Origin of the sequence: Bartonella sp. CL70QHWL, assembly GCF_042194855.1 — a bacterium.
Lineage (GTDB): Bacteria > Pseudomonadota > Alphaproteobacteria > Rhizobiales > Rhizobiaceae > Bartonella.
In genome coordinates, this window is record NZ_JBHINJ010000001.1 from 217,080 (window position 1) to 234,856 (window position 17,777).

Here is a 17,777-nt window from a genome sequence, read left to right on the forward strand (position 1 = left end):
AAATGAGCGAAACACGAATTATCGCTATTGCAAACCAAAAGGGTGGAGTCGGAAAAACAACCACAGCAATTAATCTTGCAACAGCTTTAGCAGCCATTGGTGAAAATGTTCTTATTATGGATGTTGATCCACAAGGTAATGCAAGTACTGGTTTGGGGATTGATCGTAATAGCCGTCCTTTATCGTCTTATGATGTTTTGGTTTCGGGCGTTTCAATTACACAGGCGGCTTTAAAGACAGCTGTACCCAATCTTTATATAGTTCCCTCTACACTTGATCTCTTAGGTGTGGAAATGGAAATTTCTTCATCAAAAGATCGCATACAACGCTTACGTAAAGCTCTCTATGATGATCCGGAAATGGAAAAAAAATTCAATTATATTTTAATTGATTGTCCTCCCTCCCTTAATCTTTTAACACTTAATGCTATGGGGGCCGCGGATTCTGTTTTGGTACCTATGCAGTGTGAATTTTTAGCACTTGAAGGTTTAAGTCAATTACTTGAAACAGTAAAACAAGTGCGATCCGTACTTAATCCATCTTTAGAAATCCAAGGTATTGTTCTAACAATGTATGATGGACGTAATAACCTTTCAAATCAAGTTGTTGAAGATGTACGTTCTTTTATGGGAGATAAAGTTTATCGTACTGTTATTCCACGAAATGTAAGAGTATCAGAAGCACCTTCTTTTGGAAAACCTGTATTGCTTTATGATCTCAAATGTGCTGGAAGCCAAGCTTATTTGCGTCTAGCATCAGAAATGATACAACGTGAAAAACAAGCACGCGCTGCTGCTTAAAAATATAAAAAAATAATCTAAAAATTCAAAGAGAAAAATTATGAATGATGATCTCTCAAAAAAAAGACTAGGACGTGGATTAGCTGCATTGATTGGAGATATCAATTTAAACAACAATATTGCACGTTCATCAAGCTTTGATAAATTAAATGAATCCGGTAGTATTTCTGAGCGATTTATTTCTATTGAATCTATTTCATGTAATCCTCACAATCCTCGGCGTCATTTTACTGAAACAGAGCTTGATAATTTGGCACAATCAATTCGTCAACACGGTGTGGTTCAACCGGTTATTGTAAGGCCTTTAAGAGATCATCCTCATCGGTTTGAATTGATTGCGGGTGAACGGCGCTGGCGTGCAGCACAACGTGCAAATTTAAGTCAATTACCCGTTATTATTCGTGATGTGGACGATAAAACCGCTTTGGAATTGGCTATTATTGAAAATGTTCAGCGGGCAGATCTTAATCCTATCGAAGAAGCAAAAGGATATGAGATGCTTTTGAATGAGCATGATTATACACAAGTAGATTTAGCACAAGTTATTGGAAAAAGTCGTAGTCATGTTGCAAATACGCTTCGTTTATTAAAACTTCCAGAAAGAGTACAACAATTCTTAACGGATGGACAACTTTCTGCTGGTCATGCACGTTGTCTTATAACCGTTGATGATCCACAAAATTTAGCTGAGAAAATTATTCGTGAAGGGCTTTCAGTACGTCAAACAGAAATACTTGCATATGAGAAAGCCAATCCTAAAACTAAAAAGCGTACCAATACGGAAAAAGATGCTGAAACAAAATCTTTAGAAAAATTACTTGCAGATGTGATAGGAATGAAAGTTATTATTCGACATGGTAAAAAAGGTGGCGATTTAAAAATACATTACTCTTCATTAGAACAATTAGATGAAATTTGTCGGCGTTTACAAAGTTAATCAATTGTTCTAAAAAGATTTTTAACAGTTATCTCTTAAAATTTGGATTATTCTATACATATGTTCTTTAACAAATTCTAGATTTCTTGAAGGTAAAGAGTTTTTTTCATAAGTATAATTTTCCTCATCAGTAAGTACATATAATGTCGCTTTAAGTGCTAGGTGAGCAACAACAAAATCTTTTGGTGTGATATTATTTTCTTTTAAAATATTCACAAGTTTTGGATTATTAGAAATATAGGCAGCATATTTTTCAATATGATCATCATAAGTATTGATATCACTTTTTGTATTTGTTTGTTCTGGTTCTGAAGATAAATTTCTACATTCTGCTTTGATTTTTTCCAGCTTTAAAAGAATATCTTCTGTTAAGGGATAATTTGCAATGAAAGTCGGTATAAAAGAAGGATCATCTATTTCTTGTTTTTTTTCTTGAGCGTATGATACAAAAGGAAAAATGAAGAAAAAACACAATAGAAGTTTAAACATGACTAAAAATTATCCTTTCTTTTTTGAATTTCAATAAATACTTTTCCGTCTGTTATTCTTTATTTTTAGAAAAACATTTGTAAATATAATCGAAATAAAAACAATTATTAGGAATGATAAAAATACGGTGATTTTTTAATGCACTGACTTCTTTATTAGATTAAAGGGGTGATATTTTCTAACATTTCATAACTGATTAGTTGCTCAAAATGAGTTTTTCACAGCTATCTAAAAGAATTGTTGCTTTGTAAAAATGTTTTTTAACAAATTCAAGATTGTTTAGAAATATAATATTTTTCTCAGTAGAATATTCCTTTTCAGGTGCAAATATGAGAAGCGCGGATATTTCTTTAAGTACTAAGGTTCCAGCAGCAAAATCTTCTGGTTTGATATTATTTTTTTTTAAAATATTCATAAGTTTTGGTTTACTAGAAATATAGGTAGTGTAGTTTTCAATATTAGAGTGGATACTAGAATCATAAGTGATAAGATCATTTTTTGTTTCTGGAAGTAAATTTTCACATTCTTTTTCAATTTTTTCCAGTTTTAAAAAAAAATCTTCTGTTAAGGGATAATTTGCAATGAGAGGGGATATAAGAGAAGAATTATCTGTTTCCTTTTCCTCTGCTCTTGTTAGTTGAATATGTATCACGAAAAGAAAAAGGAGAAACAAACGTAATACGAACTTAAGCATGGTTAAAAATTATCCTTTCTTCTTCGAATTTCAGCAAAAACTTCTTCATCTGTTTCTTCTTCCATTACAAGGTTCCTTCGCAACACACTATCATCCCAGCGGAGAAAAGGATTGGTGGCTTTTTCTTGCCCTAAAGTGACAGGTAAAGTCATAGCGTTTTTTGCACGTAGCAAAAAAACTTCCTCTATTCTTTGGTGGAGTTTTTTATTATGTGGGTCAATTGTTAGTGCGAAAAGAGCGTTATTTTTTGTATATTCATGTCCACAATAGAGAAGTGTTTCATCAGGAAGTTTACGAAGTTTCTTTAAAGAATTTAACATTTGTGCAGGTGTTCCTTCGAAAAGACGTCCACAGCCCAATGAAAAAAGTGTATCTCCAGCAAAGAGTAAACTCTTCTCAGGAAAATAGTAAGATAATGCGCCTAAAGTATGACCAGGTGTTGAAAGAGCTAAAAGCAGGTGTGTGCCAAAAGAAAAACTTTCATCAGGTTGAAGTGTTTGATCAAGATAATTGATTTTTTCTTTTTCTGCTTCTGGCCCGATAACCATAGCGTTGTAAACTTGTTTTAATTCTGATAGGGCTTCTACATGGTCGTGATGATGATGAGTTACAAAAATAGTGTTAAGTGTCCAATTGTAGCGCTTTAAAGCATTGTGAATCGCTTTGCTTTCAGGAGCATCTATTGCAGCTGTCATACCACTTTTTTCATCATGAATGAGTATACCAAAATTGTCTTCTCGACAAATAAACTGTTCAATCAACATATTTTTTCTCCCGAACAGTGTTTGGCGATGAATCTATAAAATAATCGGTAGTGGTGATTTTTTTAAGAATCAGATTTGTCCTCTTCTGTAAAAAGTCCTTTTGAATGTTTTATAATTATAGGCATTTGGGTAAGCATGAAAAGGACTGTTATAGGCATGACGCCAAATACTTTGAAACTTGTCCAGAAATTATCGCTAAAATTACGCCAAATTATTTCATTCAAAAGGGCAAGAAAAATGAAAAAAAACGCCCAACGATAGGTAAGTTTTTGCCAACCTAAATCATCAAGTTTTAAGGTAGAATCAAGAGCATAACGTAAAAGTGGTTTTTTAAAAAACATCCCACCAAAAAGTATAAAAGCAAATAAGCTATTAATGATTGTCGGTTTCATTTTTATGAAAGTTTCATTATGAAGCCAGAGAGTTAGAAAACCAAAAACTAAAACAAATATTCCCGAAATAAGAGGCATAATAGGAATTTGTCTTGCAAGGATCCATGATAAGCTTAGGGAAATAATTATCGCTACCATGAAAATAGCTGTTGCAGGGAAAATAGATTTGTTAAAATTTTGAAAAAATCCAATGTTTTTTATCAGCCATTCTCCCTTATAATTGGCAAAAAAGAAGGCAACCAATGGACCCATTTCCAAAAGAAACTTAAGTGTTGGTGAGAGAGATTTTTTTTTATTGTTATTCATTTTTTTTTCAGAATTATTGTGTAAATTAGGATTAGATAAAGGCTGTTTCATGCATGTTTTCCTGCGATAGTTTCGGCAAAGTCAGAAGCAGAAAAGGGTTGAAGGTCTTCAATATCTTCTCCTATACCGATAAAATAAACGGGTAATTTATATTTTGCTGCGATAGCGACAAGAATTCCTCCTCGTGCAGTCCCATCTAGCTTTGTCATGACTAAACCATTAACACCAGCAATATCGCGGAAAATATCTACTTGGTTGAGTGCATTTTGTCCGGTTGTTGCATCAAGCGTTTGAAGGATTGTATGGGGTGCTTGGGGGGTATGTTTTTTTAAAACACGAATAATTTTTGCTAATTCATCCATCAATTCAGATTTATTTTGTAAACGCCCTGCTGTATCAATAATTAATACATCACTGTTTGTTTTTTTTGCTTTTTCATAAGCATCAAATGCTAAGCTGGCGGCATCTGCACCCAATTTTGTTGAAATAACAGGAGAATTGGTACGTTCACCCCAGATGTGTAGTTGCTCAATAGCTGCGGTTCGGAAAGTATCACCAGCTGCCAGCATAACTTTTAATCCCCCTTCTGTTAATTTTGCTGAAAGTTTTCCAATAGTTGTCGTTTTTCCAGTGCCATTTACACCTACCAGCAAAATAACATGCGGTTTATGGCTGAGATCAAGTTCCAATGGTATTGCAACAGGTTCCAGAACTTTTTTGACCTCATCCGCTACAATAGTATGAATATCATCTGGGGAGAGGTCTTTTCCGTAACGACTGGAAGCTAAAGTATTTGTGATGCGTGTTGCCGTCTCTACACCTATGTCAGCTTGGATAAGAATATCTTCGAGCTCTTGCAATGTGTCTTCATCAAGTTTTCTTTTAACAAAGAGATCGCTAATTGATCCGCTTAAGCGTTGTGAAGAAAGGGATAGACCTTTTTTAAGGCGCCCAAACCACGCTGTCTTTTTTTGTTCAACAGAAGGTTCAGATAAAATTTCTTCATTCTTTTTTTCACGGATGTTGTCTGTGACAATAATTTTACCAGAAAAAGGAATTTTATCAGAACGGGATTCTAGAAATGGAGATTTTTCATCATATTTTGTAAGTATTGACTCTGGATTTTTTGTTTGTTCTTCTTTTTCTGTGTCTATAGAAACTTGGTTATTTTTTGTCTTTTCATTTTTGTCTTTATTTTCTTCTATTATATCGCTTTTATCAGGAATAGAAATCTGTTGTTCAATTTCTTGCTCTTGAGATTTGTTAAAAGAGAATATTTTTTTAATAAAAGATTTCGTCATAAGAATTTTCCTGCTCAAGCAGCGTTTAATTTTGGAAGGACAGCAATCAATTTATCGCCATCATGATCAACGATAAGGGCTTGAACAATTGTTCCTGCTTTTGCACCTTTAACCTGTACAAGGGTATAATCTTCTGTTCGTCCGATTTCATCTTTTTCAACGAGAATTGTTTGTAGACTGTTTTGTAAATGAGCAAGATGCTTTTGGTAAGCCATCTCACCTGCTTTACGCAATTTTTCAGCACGCATCTTAACTATTTTACGGTTGATTTGTGGCATACGTGCGGCAGGTGTTCCTTCTCTTGGACTAAAGGGGAAGACATGGAGATGGGTTAAATTACAATCTTTGATTAAAACAAGACTGTTTTGAAACATCTCTTCTGTTTCTGTAGGAAAACCAGCAATTAAGTCGGCACCATACACCATTGTAGGACGTTTGGCACGCAACTCTTGGCAAAATTGAATGGCATGTTCGCGCAGATGACGCCGTTTCATCCGTTTTAAAATCATATTATCACCTGCTTGCAAAGATAAATGCAAATGGGGCATGATTCTTGTTTCATAAGCTAAAAGATTGATGAGTTCTTCGTCTGCTTCAATAGAGTCAATAGATGAGAGGCGTAATCGCGTTAAGTCAGGAACATGATGCAAAATTGCTGAAGTTAATTTTCCTAGAGTAGCTTTTCCAGGAAGATCGTGGCCATAACTTGTAAGGTCAACACCTGTAAGGACCACTTCTTGGATACCCTCACCTATCAGCTTTTTTATTTGTTCTATGACAGCACCCATGGGTACTGAACGAGATGGTCCTCGTCCATAAGGAATAATGCAAAATGTACAGCGATGATCACATCCATTTTGTACCTGTACAAAAGCGCGGGTGCGCTCTTGCATTGCACTGACCATATGTGGAGCAATTTTTTGTACTTCCATAATGTCATTGATACGCACCTTTTCAGAATGGTTAATACCAAAATCAGGAAGTTGACGATAAGAATGGGCGTGAAGTTTATCTTCGTTTCCTAAAATGAGATCCACTTCTGTCATTGAGGCAAAATTTTGTGCTTCTGTTTGGGCGGCACACCCTGTTACAATGATACGTGCATGAGGATTTTCACGTCGTGCTTTGCGGATAGCTTGTTTTGCTTGTCGTACGGCTTCGGCAGTGACAGCACAGGTATTAAAGATAATAGCACCATCTTTAAGCTGATCTAGCCCTGAAGAAGTACTTTCTTTGCGAATGATTTCCGATTCGTAGCTATTAAGTCGACAACCAAAAGTTACAATTTCTATTGCCATCAGGAGTGATCCTTTTTGTAGCACCCTGTTAAAGGGCTTAAAAAGCCACTAAATTGATATTTTATTGGTCCTGTCATAATAACGTGATTGTCTTCTCGGTAAAAAATATTAAGTGTTCCCTTTGGTAAGTTTACATCAATATGACGTTGTGTAAGACCACGACGATAAGCAGCCACTGCACTTGCACAAGCAGCACTCCCACATGCTTGTGTTAATCCTGCTCCTCGCTCCCATGTACGTAAATTTAGACTTTTCTTTGACGTTATGCAAGCAATGGAAATATTGCACCGTTCGGGAAACAGGGGATCATGTTCAAGGTTTGGCCCATATTCCTCTAATGGAATATGTTGAATATCATTTTCAACAAAAAAGATAGCATGGAGATTGCCAATGGATATGAGACAAGCGTCTTTTAGGGGACCAGCCGTAATTTCTACGTGATTTGTATCAACTATTTCACGTGAAACAGGCATCTCTTTTGCATTGAAATTTGGGCATCCCATATCAACAGAAATGAGATTGTCGGTTTGGTATTTCCCTTCAATAATTCCAGCGGGAGTTTCTAAATGAAATTTTTCACCAAAATTGTGATCTTTAAGCCATGCGATGACACAGCGGGTACCATTGCCACAAGCTTTAGCCATTGATCCGTCGGCATTCCATATTTCGATGCGGAAGTTGGCTTTTTTCTGGGTTGGTGTGTGGATAGCCATGATTTGATCAAAATGCATTTCAGGATCTGCTGACAAAGCAAGGATTGCTTTTGGTGTAAGAGCATGAGTGCTTTCACGCATATCAACAACAATAATTTGATTTCCAAGACCGTCCATTTTGCTAAATGGCGTTTTCATGAAACTTCTCTATTTCTAATGATTACTTATAAAAGAGATATATGGCTGAAAATATTATAAATTTCCAGTGTTTAATAAATATAAAATTTGGTACATAAGTTATTTCGTTTAAAATAAGTGATTTTAACCTGTTTTTTTTAATTTGTTAATTTATCTTTGTAACTATAACAAATATTCGCTTAATTTTTTTGTGAACTTATTTATTGTCGTGGGAGAGAGTACAGACATGGCGTTTTCAAGAGTTTCGTTTTTCGTTGCACTATCAACTGTAATGTTTTTAGGGGGATGTTCAACAACACGGTTTGATGGTAATGACGATAATAACGCATTAGAAGTTTTTTATCCATCTCAACAAATGACAATATTGGAAGCGTCTGATCTGTCGTCTCCTTCTTCGTCGATATCTGAAGACGCAAACGCTTCGGTGTATGAAAAAGGAGATTCTCAGAGCGATGGACGAATGGCTAGTCTCGAATTGCCAAGCAGTGCCACTGATTTATTTCCTGCAAGTATTGCTGGGGTATGGAATCTTTCTATGGGAGGAAAAGTTTGCCGGATTGCAACTCCACAAACAAAGTTTGGAAAAGGGTACCGTGCTGGTCCTTTACACTGTCCAGGAATTGCTTCCCAAGTGAGATCGTGGGACGTTAAAGGAAAAAGATTATATTTTTATAATAACTCTGGACGTGTTATCCTCGTTCTTTATTCTTCAAATGTTGATCGTTTTGAGGGACGTACACTTGATGATCATCCCGTTGTTTTAAGTCGTTAAATCATTTTTGACCGTTTATGACAAGCTAAGCTAGACGGACAGATTCGTGAAAAGTATTTGTATTTTTCATTGAGATCGGTTTGAAAAAGGTTTTTTGGATGATTCTCGTTTCAACACGTTATAAGGAGCTTGTCGCTAAAGGAGAGGTTTGTTTTGATCCCGCTCAATTAGCTATAACAGAATATTTTGATCATTTATTAAAAAAAATTACGGAACAAAATATCCCTCGTCCTTGGACTTGGATATTTTGCTCTTTCTTTAATAGAATATTTAAAAGGAAAAAACAAAATATTTCTTGTGTTGTAAAACAAGGAGATGAAACAGGTTTTTTTCAGGGACTGTATATTTATGGTGAAGTAGGACGGGGCAAAACCATGCTGATGGATTTGTTCTTTTCTTGTTTGCCTAAAGGTCATAAAAAGCGTGCCCATTTTAATGATTTTATGGCTGATGTGCATGAGCGTATTAATTTTTATCGTCAAGCATCTGGGGGTGCAAAATTTAAACAAGATAATCCTATTTTAGCTGTTGCTGAGGATCTTGCACGAGAAGCAAAAATACTTTGTTTTGATGAGTTTAGTGTAACAGATATTGCTGATGCTATGGTATTGGGGCGGCTTATTTCTGCTTTGTTTGATAAAGGAATTTTCTTTATTGCAACCTCAAATGTGGCGCCGGATAACCTTTATTGTAACGGTTTAAATCGTGAACTCTTTTTGCCTTTTATTCAAGTTTTGAAAGCATATGTTCGCGTTGTTAATCTTGATGCAAAAACAGATTATCGCCTTGAAAAATCAAATCTACAACAGGTGTATGTGTCGCCGTTGGGGGTCCCGGCAAATGAATATATGGATCAAGCATGGGCACTTGTATTGCAAGGACATAAGGAGACATCTGATGAGCTTTCTATAAAAGGGCGCCTTATTCCTATTCCGCGCTTTGGTGCAGGATGTGCTCGTTTTGATTATGGGGATTTATGTGCAAAGCCTTTGGCCGCGGCTGAATATTTGTTATTAGGAGAGCGTTATCATACGATTTTTATTGATAATGTACCGGTCATGGATGATACATGTCGCAATGAAACAAAACGGTTTATTTTGCTTATTGATATTCTTTATGAGCGCCACATACGGTTGTTTATGTCGGCTGCGGCAGGGGTAGGGGATTTGTATAAAGGGCATGCGCAGATTACGGAAACATTTGAATTTAAAAGAACACAATCACGTCTTTTCGAAATGCAAAGCTACGATTATTTAAAACTTTGGGAAGAACATTTTCTTTTGAAGAAGAAGCATTGATTATACTTTTACCTTTACGTAAACTGTAAAAACAATAACTTTTTGAAATTAAAGAAATATAATAATTCTGTTGTATTTTTTTTAAATTCACTTTATCGATACATCGTGATAATTTTCTAATAGTTGTTTCAGCGGAGGGTTGTTGTTTCTGTAAAGAGAGAAATTTGTAAATTTCATTTCTTTACTCCTTTTTATGATATTGTTTGAATATGGTTGAAGTCAAAAATATTCAGTATACGGACGCTGATGGGTGTGCGCTGAATTATCTAAAAGTTAGGAAAAAATAAAATGGCACGGAAAAAAATAGCTCTCATTGGTTCAGGTATGATTGGTGGTACTTTAGCACATATTATTGGGCTTAAAGAGCTTGCTGATGTGGTCTTATTTGATATTGCAGAAGGTGTGCCACAAGGTAAGGCTCTAGATATCGCCGAATCTTCTCCTGTTGATGGTTTTGATATCAGTCTAAAAGGTGCTAATGCTTATGAAACAATTGAAGGTGCTGATGTTGTTATTGTAACAGCAGGCGTTGCGCGAAAACCTAGTATGAGCCGTGATGAACTTTTGGGCATTAATTTAAAGGTTATGGAACAAGTTGGAGCTGGAATTAAAAAATACGCTTCTTCGGCGTTTGTTATTTGTATTACTAATCCCCTTGATGCGATGGTGTGGGCTTTGCAGAAATTTTCAGGTCTCCCTACACATAAAGTGGTTGGTATGGCAGGTGTTCTTGATTCAGCGCGTTTTCGTCATTTCTTATCTGAGGAATTTAAGGTCTCTATTAAAGATGTGACAGCGTTTGTTTTAGGGGGCCACGGTGATACAATGGTTCCTCTCGTGCGTTATTCAACGGTTGGTGGTATTTCTTTGCCTGATCTTGTAAAGATGGGCTGGACAACACAGGAAAGAATTGATCAAATTATCCAGCGTACCCGCGATGGTGGTGCAGAAATTATTGGTTTGTTAAAAACAGGTTCTGCTTATTATGCACCAGCAGCTTCTGCTGTTTCTATGGCTGAGGCTTATCTAAAGGACACTAAGCGTGTTGTGCCTGTTGCAGCTTATCTTTCAGGAGAATATGGGGTTAATGATACTTACGTTGGTGTTCCTGTTGTACTTGGTGCAGGTGGTGTTGAACGAGTCATTGAAATTGATCTTGATAAAGAAGAAAGAGGTGCTTTTGATCATTCAGTAAATGCGGTTAAAAAGCTTTGTGAAGCTTGTATTGCTCTTGTACCTAGTCTCAAGTAAATTGAACAAGGTTTAATTCATTAAAATAAGTATTTAGAATATTAAAACTTTAGGATTAATAAGATCTATGATCCATAAAAGAAAAGGACAAATGCATGAATATCCATGAGTATCAGGCCAAACGTCTGCTTCATGAATATGGAGCACCAATTGCAAATGGTGTCGCTGTTTATTCTGTAGAGCAAGCGGAAAAATGGGCGGAAAAATTGCCCGGACCTCTCTATGTGGTTAAAAGTCAGATACACGCTGGTGGTCGTGGTAAGGGTAAGTTTAAAGAACTTGATCCTGATGCAAAGGGTGGTGTTCGGCTTGCACAATCTGTTGAAGAAGTTGTTGCAAATGTTCAAGAAATGCTTGGAAAAACTTTGGTAACCAAACAAACTGGTCCAGAGGGTAAGCAGGTCAACCGCCTTTATATTGAAGACGGTGCCGATATTGAACGGGAGCTTTATCTTTCACTTTTGGTTGATCGTAGCATTGGTCGAATTGCTTTTGTTGTTTCAACAGAAGGTGGAATGGATATTGAAACGGTTGCTGAAGAGACACCAGAAAAAATATTCACGCTTCCCATTGATGCTGGAGAGGGTGTTACTTCTGCTGATTGTGCAAGACTTTGTGATGCGTTGAAACTACAAAGTAGTGCGCGAGAAGATGGTGAAAAGCTTTTTCCGATTCTCTATAAGGCATTTTGTGAAAAAGATATGAGCCTTTTAGAAATCAATCCACTTATTGTGATGAAAGATGGTCGTTTGCGTGTTCTTGATGCGAAAGTTTCTTTTGATAATAATGCTCTGTTTCGTCATCCAGATATTTTAGAATTACGCGATCTTTCAGAGGAAGATCCAAAGGAAATAGAAGCATCAAAGCATGATCTTGCTTATGTTGCTCTTGAGGGTACGATTGGTTGCATGGTTAATGGTGCTGGGCTTGCTATGGCAACAATGGATATCATTAAGCTTTATGGAGCAGAGCCAGCGAATTTTTTGGATGTTGGTGGTGGAGCATCAAAAGAAAAGGTGACAGCTGCTTTTAAGATTATTACGGCCGATCCAAATGTTAAGGGCATTTTGGTTAACATTTTTGGTGGTATTATGCGTTGTGATGTCATTGCTGAAGGTGTGGTTGCTGCTGTTCGTGAGGTTGGTTTAAAAGTTCCCTTGGTTGTTCGTCTTGAAGGCACTAATGTTGAGCAGGGTAAAGCAATTATTAATGAGAGTGGTTTGAATGTTATTCCTGCTGATGATTTAGATGATGCTGCCCAAAAAATTGTTGCAGCCGTGAAGGGAGCTTAAGCTATGTCGATTCTTGTGAATAAAGAGACAAAAGTTCTAGTTCAAGGGCTTACAGGAAAAACAGGAACATTTCATACAGAACAGGCGCTTGCTTATCATGGTACGCAAATGGTTGGTGGCGTTAATCCTAAAAAGGGTGGAGAAACATGGGAAGGTTCAAAAGGTGAAACTCTTCCTATCTTTGCTAATGTTGCAGAAGCAAAAGAAAAAACAAGCGCGGATGCTTCCGTTATTTATGTTCCTCCTGCAGGGGCTGCGGCAGCTATTATAGAGGCTATTGAAGCTGAAATTCGTTTAATTATCTGTATTACGGAAGGTATTCCCGTTATGGATATGGTTAAAGTGAAGGCGCGATTAGAAAACTCAAAGTCTCGTCTTATTGGTCCTAATTGTCCCGGTATTCTTACACCAAATGAATGTAAAATTGGTATTATGCCTGGTTCTATTTTTAGAAAAGGTTCTGTTGGGGTTGTCTCGAGGTCGGGAACTTTAACTTATGAAGCCGTTTTTCAGACGAGTCAGGAAGGTCTCGGACAAACAACTGCTATAGGGATTGGTGGTGATCCTGTTAAGGGTACTGAATTTATTGATGTGTTGGAAATGTTTTTAGCAGATGATGAAACTCAGTCTATTGTTATGATTGGTGAGATTGGTGGTTCTGCTGAAGAAGAAGCAGCACAGTTTCTGCAAGATGAAGCAAGAAAAGGTCGAAAAAAGCCAGTTGTTGGCTTTATTGCTGGCCGTACGGCTCCTCCAGGACGTACAATGGGACATGCCGGTGCTGTTATTTCTGGTGGTAAGGGTGGAGCAGAAGATAAAATTGCAGCAATGGAATCAGCAGGGATTCGTGTGTCTTCTTCGCCATCACAGATAGGTAAGACTTTGATGTCAGTTTTGAAAGGCTAAAAGAAAGTTTCACCTGAATAAGCAAAGGTTCTTAGATTCAGGTGAAAAAACTTGAGTATAAAAAGGTAAAACTTTTTTGAATGTTCAAATCACTGCTTGTTTGTAAGCATTTAAAGGTCAAAAGAGATATAAGGAGACGGAATAGATGTTCCGGAGAGGTATATGGCAAGGCAGGACGAAATAAATAGCCTTTTTGCACAGACATCATTTCTTTATGGTGGGAATGCGGATTATATAGATCAACTTTATGCTCAATATGAAAAAGATCCTACCAGTGTTGATTCACAGTGGCGTGCTTTTTTTGAAGGACTTCATGATAATAAAGAAGATGTTCTTAAAAATGCTGAAGGAGCAACATGGCAGCGTGATCATTGGCCGTTAAAAGCAGAGGGTGAATTGGTTTCTGCTCTTGATGGTGATTGGTCTTCTCTTGAAAAATATCTTGGCGATAAATTAAAGGAAAAAGCAATAACAGGTGCTGCACAAAAGGGAAAAACTTCCAGTAAACAAGATATTATTCGTGCAACACGTGATTCCGTTCATGCAATTATGATGATTCGTGCGTTTCGAGAACGGGGACATCTTCATGCGCAGCTTGACCCTCTTCAATTGGCCGAAAAACAAGAAGATTATAAGGAACTTTCTCCAGAAGCTTATGGTTTTACTCCAGCTGATTACGAGCGTCCCATTTTTATTGATAATGTTTTAGGATTGGAATATGCAACTATTCCGCAAATGCTTGAGATTCTCAATCGGACCTATTGTTCAACAATCGGTGTGGAATATATGCATGTTTCTGATCCAGTTCAGAAAGCATGGCTTCAAGAACGCATTGAAGGGCGAGATAAAAAAAATTCTTTCACACAACAAGACAAGAAAGCTATTCTGAATAAGCTTATTCAGGCAGAGGGATTCGAACAGTTTTTAGACACTAAATATAAAGGTACAAAGCGTTTTGGACTCGATGGTGGTGAGGCGCTGATTCCCGCTCTTGAACAAATTATCAAATGTGGTAGTGCTTTGGGGGTGCAGGAAGTTATTTTAGGAATGGCACATCGTGGTCGTTTAAATGTTCTTTCACAAGTTCTTGCCAAACCGCATAGGGCTATCTTTCATGAATTCAAAGGGGGATCTTATAAGCCTGATGATGTGGAGGGATCCGGTGATGTCAAATATCATTTGGGAACTACCGCTGATCTGGACTTTGATGGTAAAAAAGTTCACTTATCGCTGTTGGCTAATCCATCTCATCTTGAGATTGTTGATCCGGTTGTTATGGGGAAAGCACGTGCTAAACAAGATCAACTTATGGGACCTGCGCATACTGATTTACTCCCATTAAGTGAGCGTTCAAAAGTGATGCCATTGCTTATTCATGGTGATGCTGCTTTTGCAGGACAAGGCGTTATCCAAGAAACTTTTGGTCTTTCAGGTCTTAAAGGTTATCGTGTTGCAGGCTCACTTCATGTTATTATCAATAACCAGATTGGTTTTACAACATCTCCACGTTTTTCACGTTCTTCGCCTTATCCATCAGATGTCGCAAAAATGATTGATGCACCAATTTTCCATGTGAATGGTGATGATCCTGAGGCGGTTGTTTTTGTTGCCAAAATAGCAACAGAGTTTCGCCAAATTTTCCATAAACCAGTGGTTATTGATATGTTTTGTTATCGCCGTTATGGGCATAATGAAGGTGATGAACCTTCCTTTACGCAGCCGCTTATGTATAAAGCAATTCGTAATCATAAAACAACACTTCAACTTTATAGTGACCAATTGGTAGCAGAAGGAATGATTTCTTCAGAAGAGATTGAGCAACAAAAAAAATTATGGCGCGATAAGCTTGAAGGTGAACTTGAAGCGAGTGCTTCTTATAAGCCTAATAAGGCTGATTGGCTTGATGGAAGCTGGACGGGACTCAAAGCTTTTAGTAGTTCTGATGAGCAGCATTCTAGAGCAACCGGTGTTGAATTAAAAACTTTAAAGGAAATTGGTCAGAAAATTGTTGAAGTTCCGGCGAATTTTCATGTTCACAAAACCATTCAACGTTTTTTAAATAATCGTGCTAAAATTTTTGAAACCGGTGAGGGTGTTGACTGGGCAACCGCTGAAGCTTTAGCTTTTGGTTCACTTTGTTTGGAAGGTGCACCGGTTCGTCTTTCCGGTGAAGATGTTGAGCGGGGAACTTTTTCACAACGTCATTCCGTTCTTTATGACCAAGAAAATGAGGCGCGTTATATTCCTTTGAATCATTTACAAAAGGGGCAAGCGCTTTATGACGTTGTTAATTCTATGCTTTCTGAAGAAGCTGTTCTTGGTTTTGAATATGGATATTCTCTTGCTGAACCACGAGGATTAACACTTTGGGAAGCACAATTTGGTGATTTCTCTAATGGTGCACAGGTCATTTTTGATCAATTTATTTCATCTGCAGAGCGTAAGTGGCTTCGTATGTCTGGTCTTGTGTGTTTATTGCCTCATGGTTTTGAAGGGCAAGGGCCGGAGCATTCTTCTGCACGTTTAGAACGATTTCTTCAACTTTGTGCGGAAGATAATATGCAGGTTGCTAATTGTACAACCCCTGCAAATTATTTTCATATTTTGCGTCGACAAATTAAGCGTGATTTCCGTAAGCCATTGATTTTGATGACACCGAAATCACTCTTACGTCATAAGCGAGCGGTTTCTCTTCTCAATGAAATGGGGCCAGAAACAAGTTTCTGTCGTGTGTTGCTTGATGATGCAGAATGTCTCAAAGATTCTGTCATTAAGTTGCAAAAAGATAATAAAATTCGCCGTGTCGTTCTTTGTACTGGTAAGGTCTATTACGACCTTTATGAAGAACGTGAAAAAAAGGGTATTGATGATGTTTATCTCCTTCGTATTGAACAGCTTTATCCTTTCCCTGCAAAAGTTTTGGTAAATGTGTTATCGCGCTTTTTGCAGGCGGAAGTTTTTTGGTGCCAAGAGGAACCAAAAAACATGGGGGCTTGGTCATTTATTGAGCCTTATTTGGAATGGGTTTTGACGCATATTAATGCGCAATATTCACGTGCTCGTTATGCAGGACGTCCTGCGAGTGCGTCACCGGCCTCTGGGTTAATGGTGAAACACCTTGAACAACTGGCTGCGTTTCTTAAAGACGCGTTAGGTTCTTAATTTATTACTACTCTGATGTATGGAAAAATATTATGACTACTGAAATTCGTGTTCCTACTTTGGGCGAATCGGTTACCGAAGCAACGGTTGGCAAATGGTTTAAAAAACTTGGCGAAGCTGTCGCTATGGATGAGCCTTTGGTTGAATTAGAAACTGATAAGGTAACCGTTGAAGTTCCTTCTCCTGTTGCTGGGAAATTATCTGAAATCATTGCAAAAGAAGGCGATACGGTTGAAGTAAATGCTCTTTTAGGAGTGGTGAAAGCTGGAGAAGCTGGTGTCTCCCAATCATTTTCACCTTCTGCTACGCTTGTTCCAGCGGCTTCATCTGAATCGGAGAAGCCTGCTTTGAGCAGTGCAATGCCTCCTTCTCCTTCAGCAGCAAAATTGATGGCTGAAAATAATGTTGCAAAAAGCGATATTTTAGGTTCTGGAAAACGTGGACAAATTCTTAAAGAAGATGTTCTTGGTGGATTAAAACAAAGTACAAATGCCCCTACACCCTCTTCTTCTACGACGAGTTCTTCGGCAACTCCTGTCCAAGAAACACGTGAAGAGCGGGTTCGTATGACGAAATTGCGTCAAACAATTGCTCGCCGTCTTAAAGATGCACAAAATGTAGCAGCGATGTTAACCACATTTAATGAGGTTGATATGTCAGCTGTGATGGATTTGCGCAAGCGTTATAAAGATCTTTTTGAAAAGAAACATGGTGTTAAACTTGGTTTTATGGGGTTTTTTACCAAGGCTGTTTGTCATGCATTAAAAGAACTTCCTGCTGTTAATGCCGAGATTGATGGGACAGATATTGTTTACAAAAACTATGTCAATGTTGGAATTGCTGTTGGAACGGATAAAGGGCTTGTTGTTCCAGTAGTGCGAGATGCAGATCAAATGTCATTGGCAGAGATTGAAAAAGAGATTGGTCGTTTGGGACGTCTTGCGCGTGATGGAAAATTAGCCGTTTCTGATATGCAGGGCGGAACTTTTACCATTACCAATGGTGGTGTGTATGGATCGTTGATGTCAACACCGATTTTGAATGCACCACAATCTGGTATTTTGGGAATGCATGCGATTAAAGAGCGAGCAATGGTTGTTGAGGGCCAAGTTGTGATTCGTCCCATGATGTATTTAGCGCTTTCTTATGATCACCGTATTGTGGATGGGCAAGAAGCTGTGACTTTCCTTGTGCGTGTTAAGGAAAGCTTAGAAGATCCGGAACGCCTTGTTCTTGATTTGTAAAATACAGTTTTCAGGATGAA

Annotated in this window: 16 protein-coding genes; 9 read left to right on the plus strand and 7 right to left on the minus strand. The window is 37.6% G+C overall.

Going from position 1 to position 17,777, the window contains the following annotated elements; genetic code table 11:
* Positions 1-2: 2 nt before the first annotated feature.
* Together ACFIJZ_RS00755 and ACFIJZ_RS00760 are read left to right on the plus strand one after the other, a co-directional pair.
* Positions 3-800 (plus strand): ParA family protein, encoded by a 798-nt coding sequence (locus tag ACFIJZ_RS00755; RefSeq protein ID WP_273790170.1) that lies wholly within the window; start codon positions 3-5, stop codon positions 798-800.
* Between the two features lie 40 nt (positions 801-840).
* A complete protein-coding gene (locus ACFIJZ_RS00760) occupies positions 841-1,737 on the plus strand; it encodes a ParB/RepB/Spo0J family partition protein (RefSeq protein ID WP_273790169.1) in 897 nt (298 codons plus the stop codon).
* A gap of 21 nt (positions 1,738-1,758) precedes the next feature.
* On the opposite strand, the gene ACFIJZ_RS00765 is transcribed toward ACFIJZ_RS00760, so the two are convergent.
* The 7 genes from ACFIJZ_RS00765 to dapF form a co-directional block, all read right to left on the minus strand.
* Positions 1,759-2,226: a hypothetical protein gene (locus tag ACFIJZ_RS00765; protein ID WP_375630635.1), complete on the minus strand. Its 468-nt coding sequence runs from the start codon at positions 2,224-2,226 to the stop codon at positions 1,759-1,761.
* A gap of 196 nt (positions 2,227-2,422) precedes the next feature.
* Positions 2,423-2,920, minus strand: coding sequence for a hypothetical protein (locus ACFIJZ_RS00770; protein WP_375630637.1), 498 nt, complete (start codon positions 2,918-2,920; stop codon positions 2,423-2,425).
* Between the two features lie 2 nt (positions 2,921-2,922).
* Positions 2,923-3,684: a hydroxyacylglutathione hydrolase gene (gene gloB / locus ACFIJZ_RS00775; RefSeq protein ID WP_375630639.1), complete on the minus strand. Its 762-nt coding sequence runs from the start codon at positions 3,682-3,684 to the stop codon at positions 2,923-2,925.
* Between the two features lie 62 nt (positions 3,685-3,746).
* Positions 3,747-4,433: a septation protein A gene (locus ACFIJZ_RS00780; RefSeq protein WP_273790165.1), complete on the minus strand. Its 687-nt coding sequence runs from the start codon at positions 4,431-4,433 to the stop codon at positions 3,747-3,749.
* Complete coding sequence (gene ftsY / locus ACFIJZ_RS00785; RefSeq protein ID WP_375630641.1) at positions 4,430-5,683, minus strand: signal recognition particle-docking protein FtsY; 1,254 nt, start codon at positions 5,681-5,683, stop codon at positions 4,430-4,432. Before ftsY ends, ACFIJZ_RS00780 begins: the two co-directional genes overlap by 4 nt.
* 14 nt (positions 5,684-5,697) lie before the next feature.
* Positions 5,698-6,981, minus strand: a complete 1,284-nt coding sequence (gene mtaB, locus ACFIJZ_RS00790) for a tRNA (N(6)-L-threonylcarbamoyladenosine(37)-C(2))-methylthiotransferase MtaB (protein WP_375630643.1) — start codon at positions 6,979-6,981, stop codon at positions 5,698-5,700.
* Positions 6,981-7,832: a diaminopimelate epimerase gene (gene dapF, locus ACFIJZ_RS00795; protein WP_375630645.1), complete on the minus strand. Its 852-nt coding sequence runs from the start codon at positions 7,830-7,832 to the stop codon at positions 6,981-6,983. The genes mtaB and dapF overlap by 1 nt, the downstream gene beginning before the upstream one ends.
* 226 nt (positions 7,833-8,058) lie before the next feature.
* On the opposite strand from dapF, the gene ACFIJZ_RS00800 reads away from it, so the two are divergent.
* The 7 genes from ACFIJZ_RS00800 to odhB all read left to right on the plus strand — a co-directional run bounded on the left by ACFIJZ_RS00800 (position 8,059) and on the right by odhB (position 17,757).
* The gene (locus tag ACFIJZ_RS00800; RefSeq protein ID WP_273790161.1) at positions 8,059-8,604 is read left to right on the plus strand and encodes an AprI/Inh family metalloprotease inhibitor; all 546 of its coding nucleotides are present in this window, start codon (positions 8,059-8,061) and stop codon (positions 8,602-8,604) included.
* 98 nt (positions 8,605-8,702) lie between these two features.
* Entirely contained in the window at positions 8,703-9,902 is a 1,200-nt protein-coding gene (zapE, locus tag ACFIJZ_RS00805; RefSeq protein WP_375630733.1) for a cell division protein ZapE, read from the plus strand.
* A 288-nt stretch (positions 9,903-10,190) separates the two neighbouring features.
* Positions 10,191-11,153, plus strand: coding sequence for a malate dehydrogenase (gene mdh, locus ACFIJZ_RS00810; RefSeq protein ID WP_375630647.1), 963 nt, complete (start codon positions 10,191-10,193; stop codon positions 11,151-11,153).
* A 95-nt stretch (positions 11,154-11,248) separates the two neighbouring features.
* On the plus strand, positions 11,249-12,445 hold the full coding sequence (gene sucC / locus ACFIJZ_RS00815) for an ADP-forming succinate--CoA ligase subunit beta (protein ID WP_273790159.1): 1,197 nt from the start codon (positions 11,249-11,251) through the stop codon (positions 12,443-12,445).
* Between the two features lie 3 nt (positions 12,446-12,448).
* Complete coding sequence (gene sucD, locus ACFIJZ_RS00820) at positions 12,449-13,351, plus strand: succinate--CoA ligase subunit alpha (RefSeq protein WP_375630649.1); 903 nt, start codon at positions 12,449-12,451, stop codon at positions 13,349-13,351.
* Between the two features lie 162 nt (positions 13,352-13,513).
* Positions 13,514-16,513 (plus strand): 2-oxoglutarate dehydrogenase E1 component, encoded by a 3,000-nt coding sequence (locus ACFIJZ_RS00825; RefSeq protein ID WP_375630650.1) that lies wholly within the window; start codon positions 13,514-13,516, stop codon positions 16,511-16,513.
* A 32-nt stretch (positions 16,514-16,545) separates the two neighbouring features.
* A complete protein-coding gene (gene odhB / locus ACFIJZ_RS00830) occupies positions 16,546-17,757 on the plus strand; it encodes a 2-oxoglutarate dehydrogenase complex dihydrolipoyllysine-residue succinyltransferase (RefSeq protein ID WP_375630652.1) in 1,212 nt (403 codons plus the stop codon).
* Positions 17,758-17,777 lie beyond the last annotated feature (20 nt).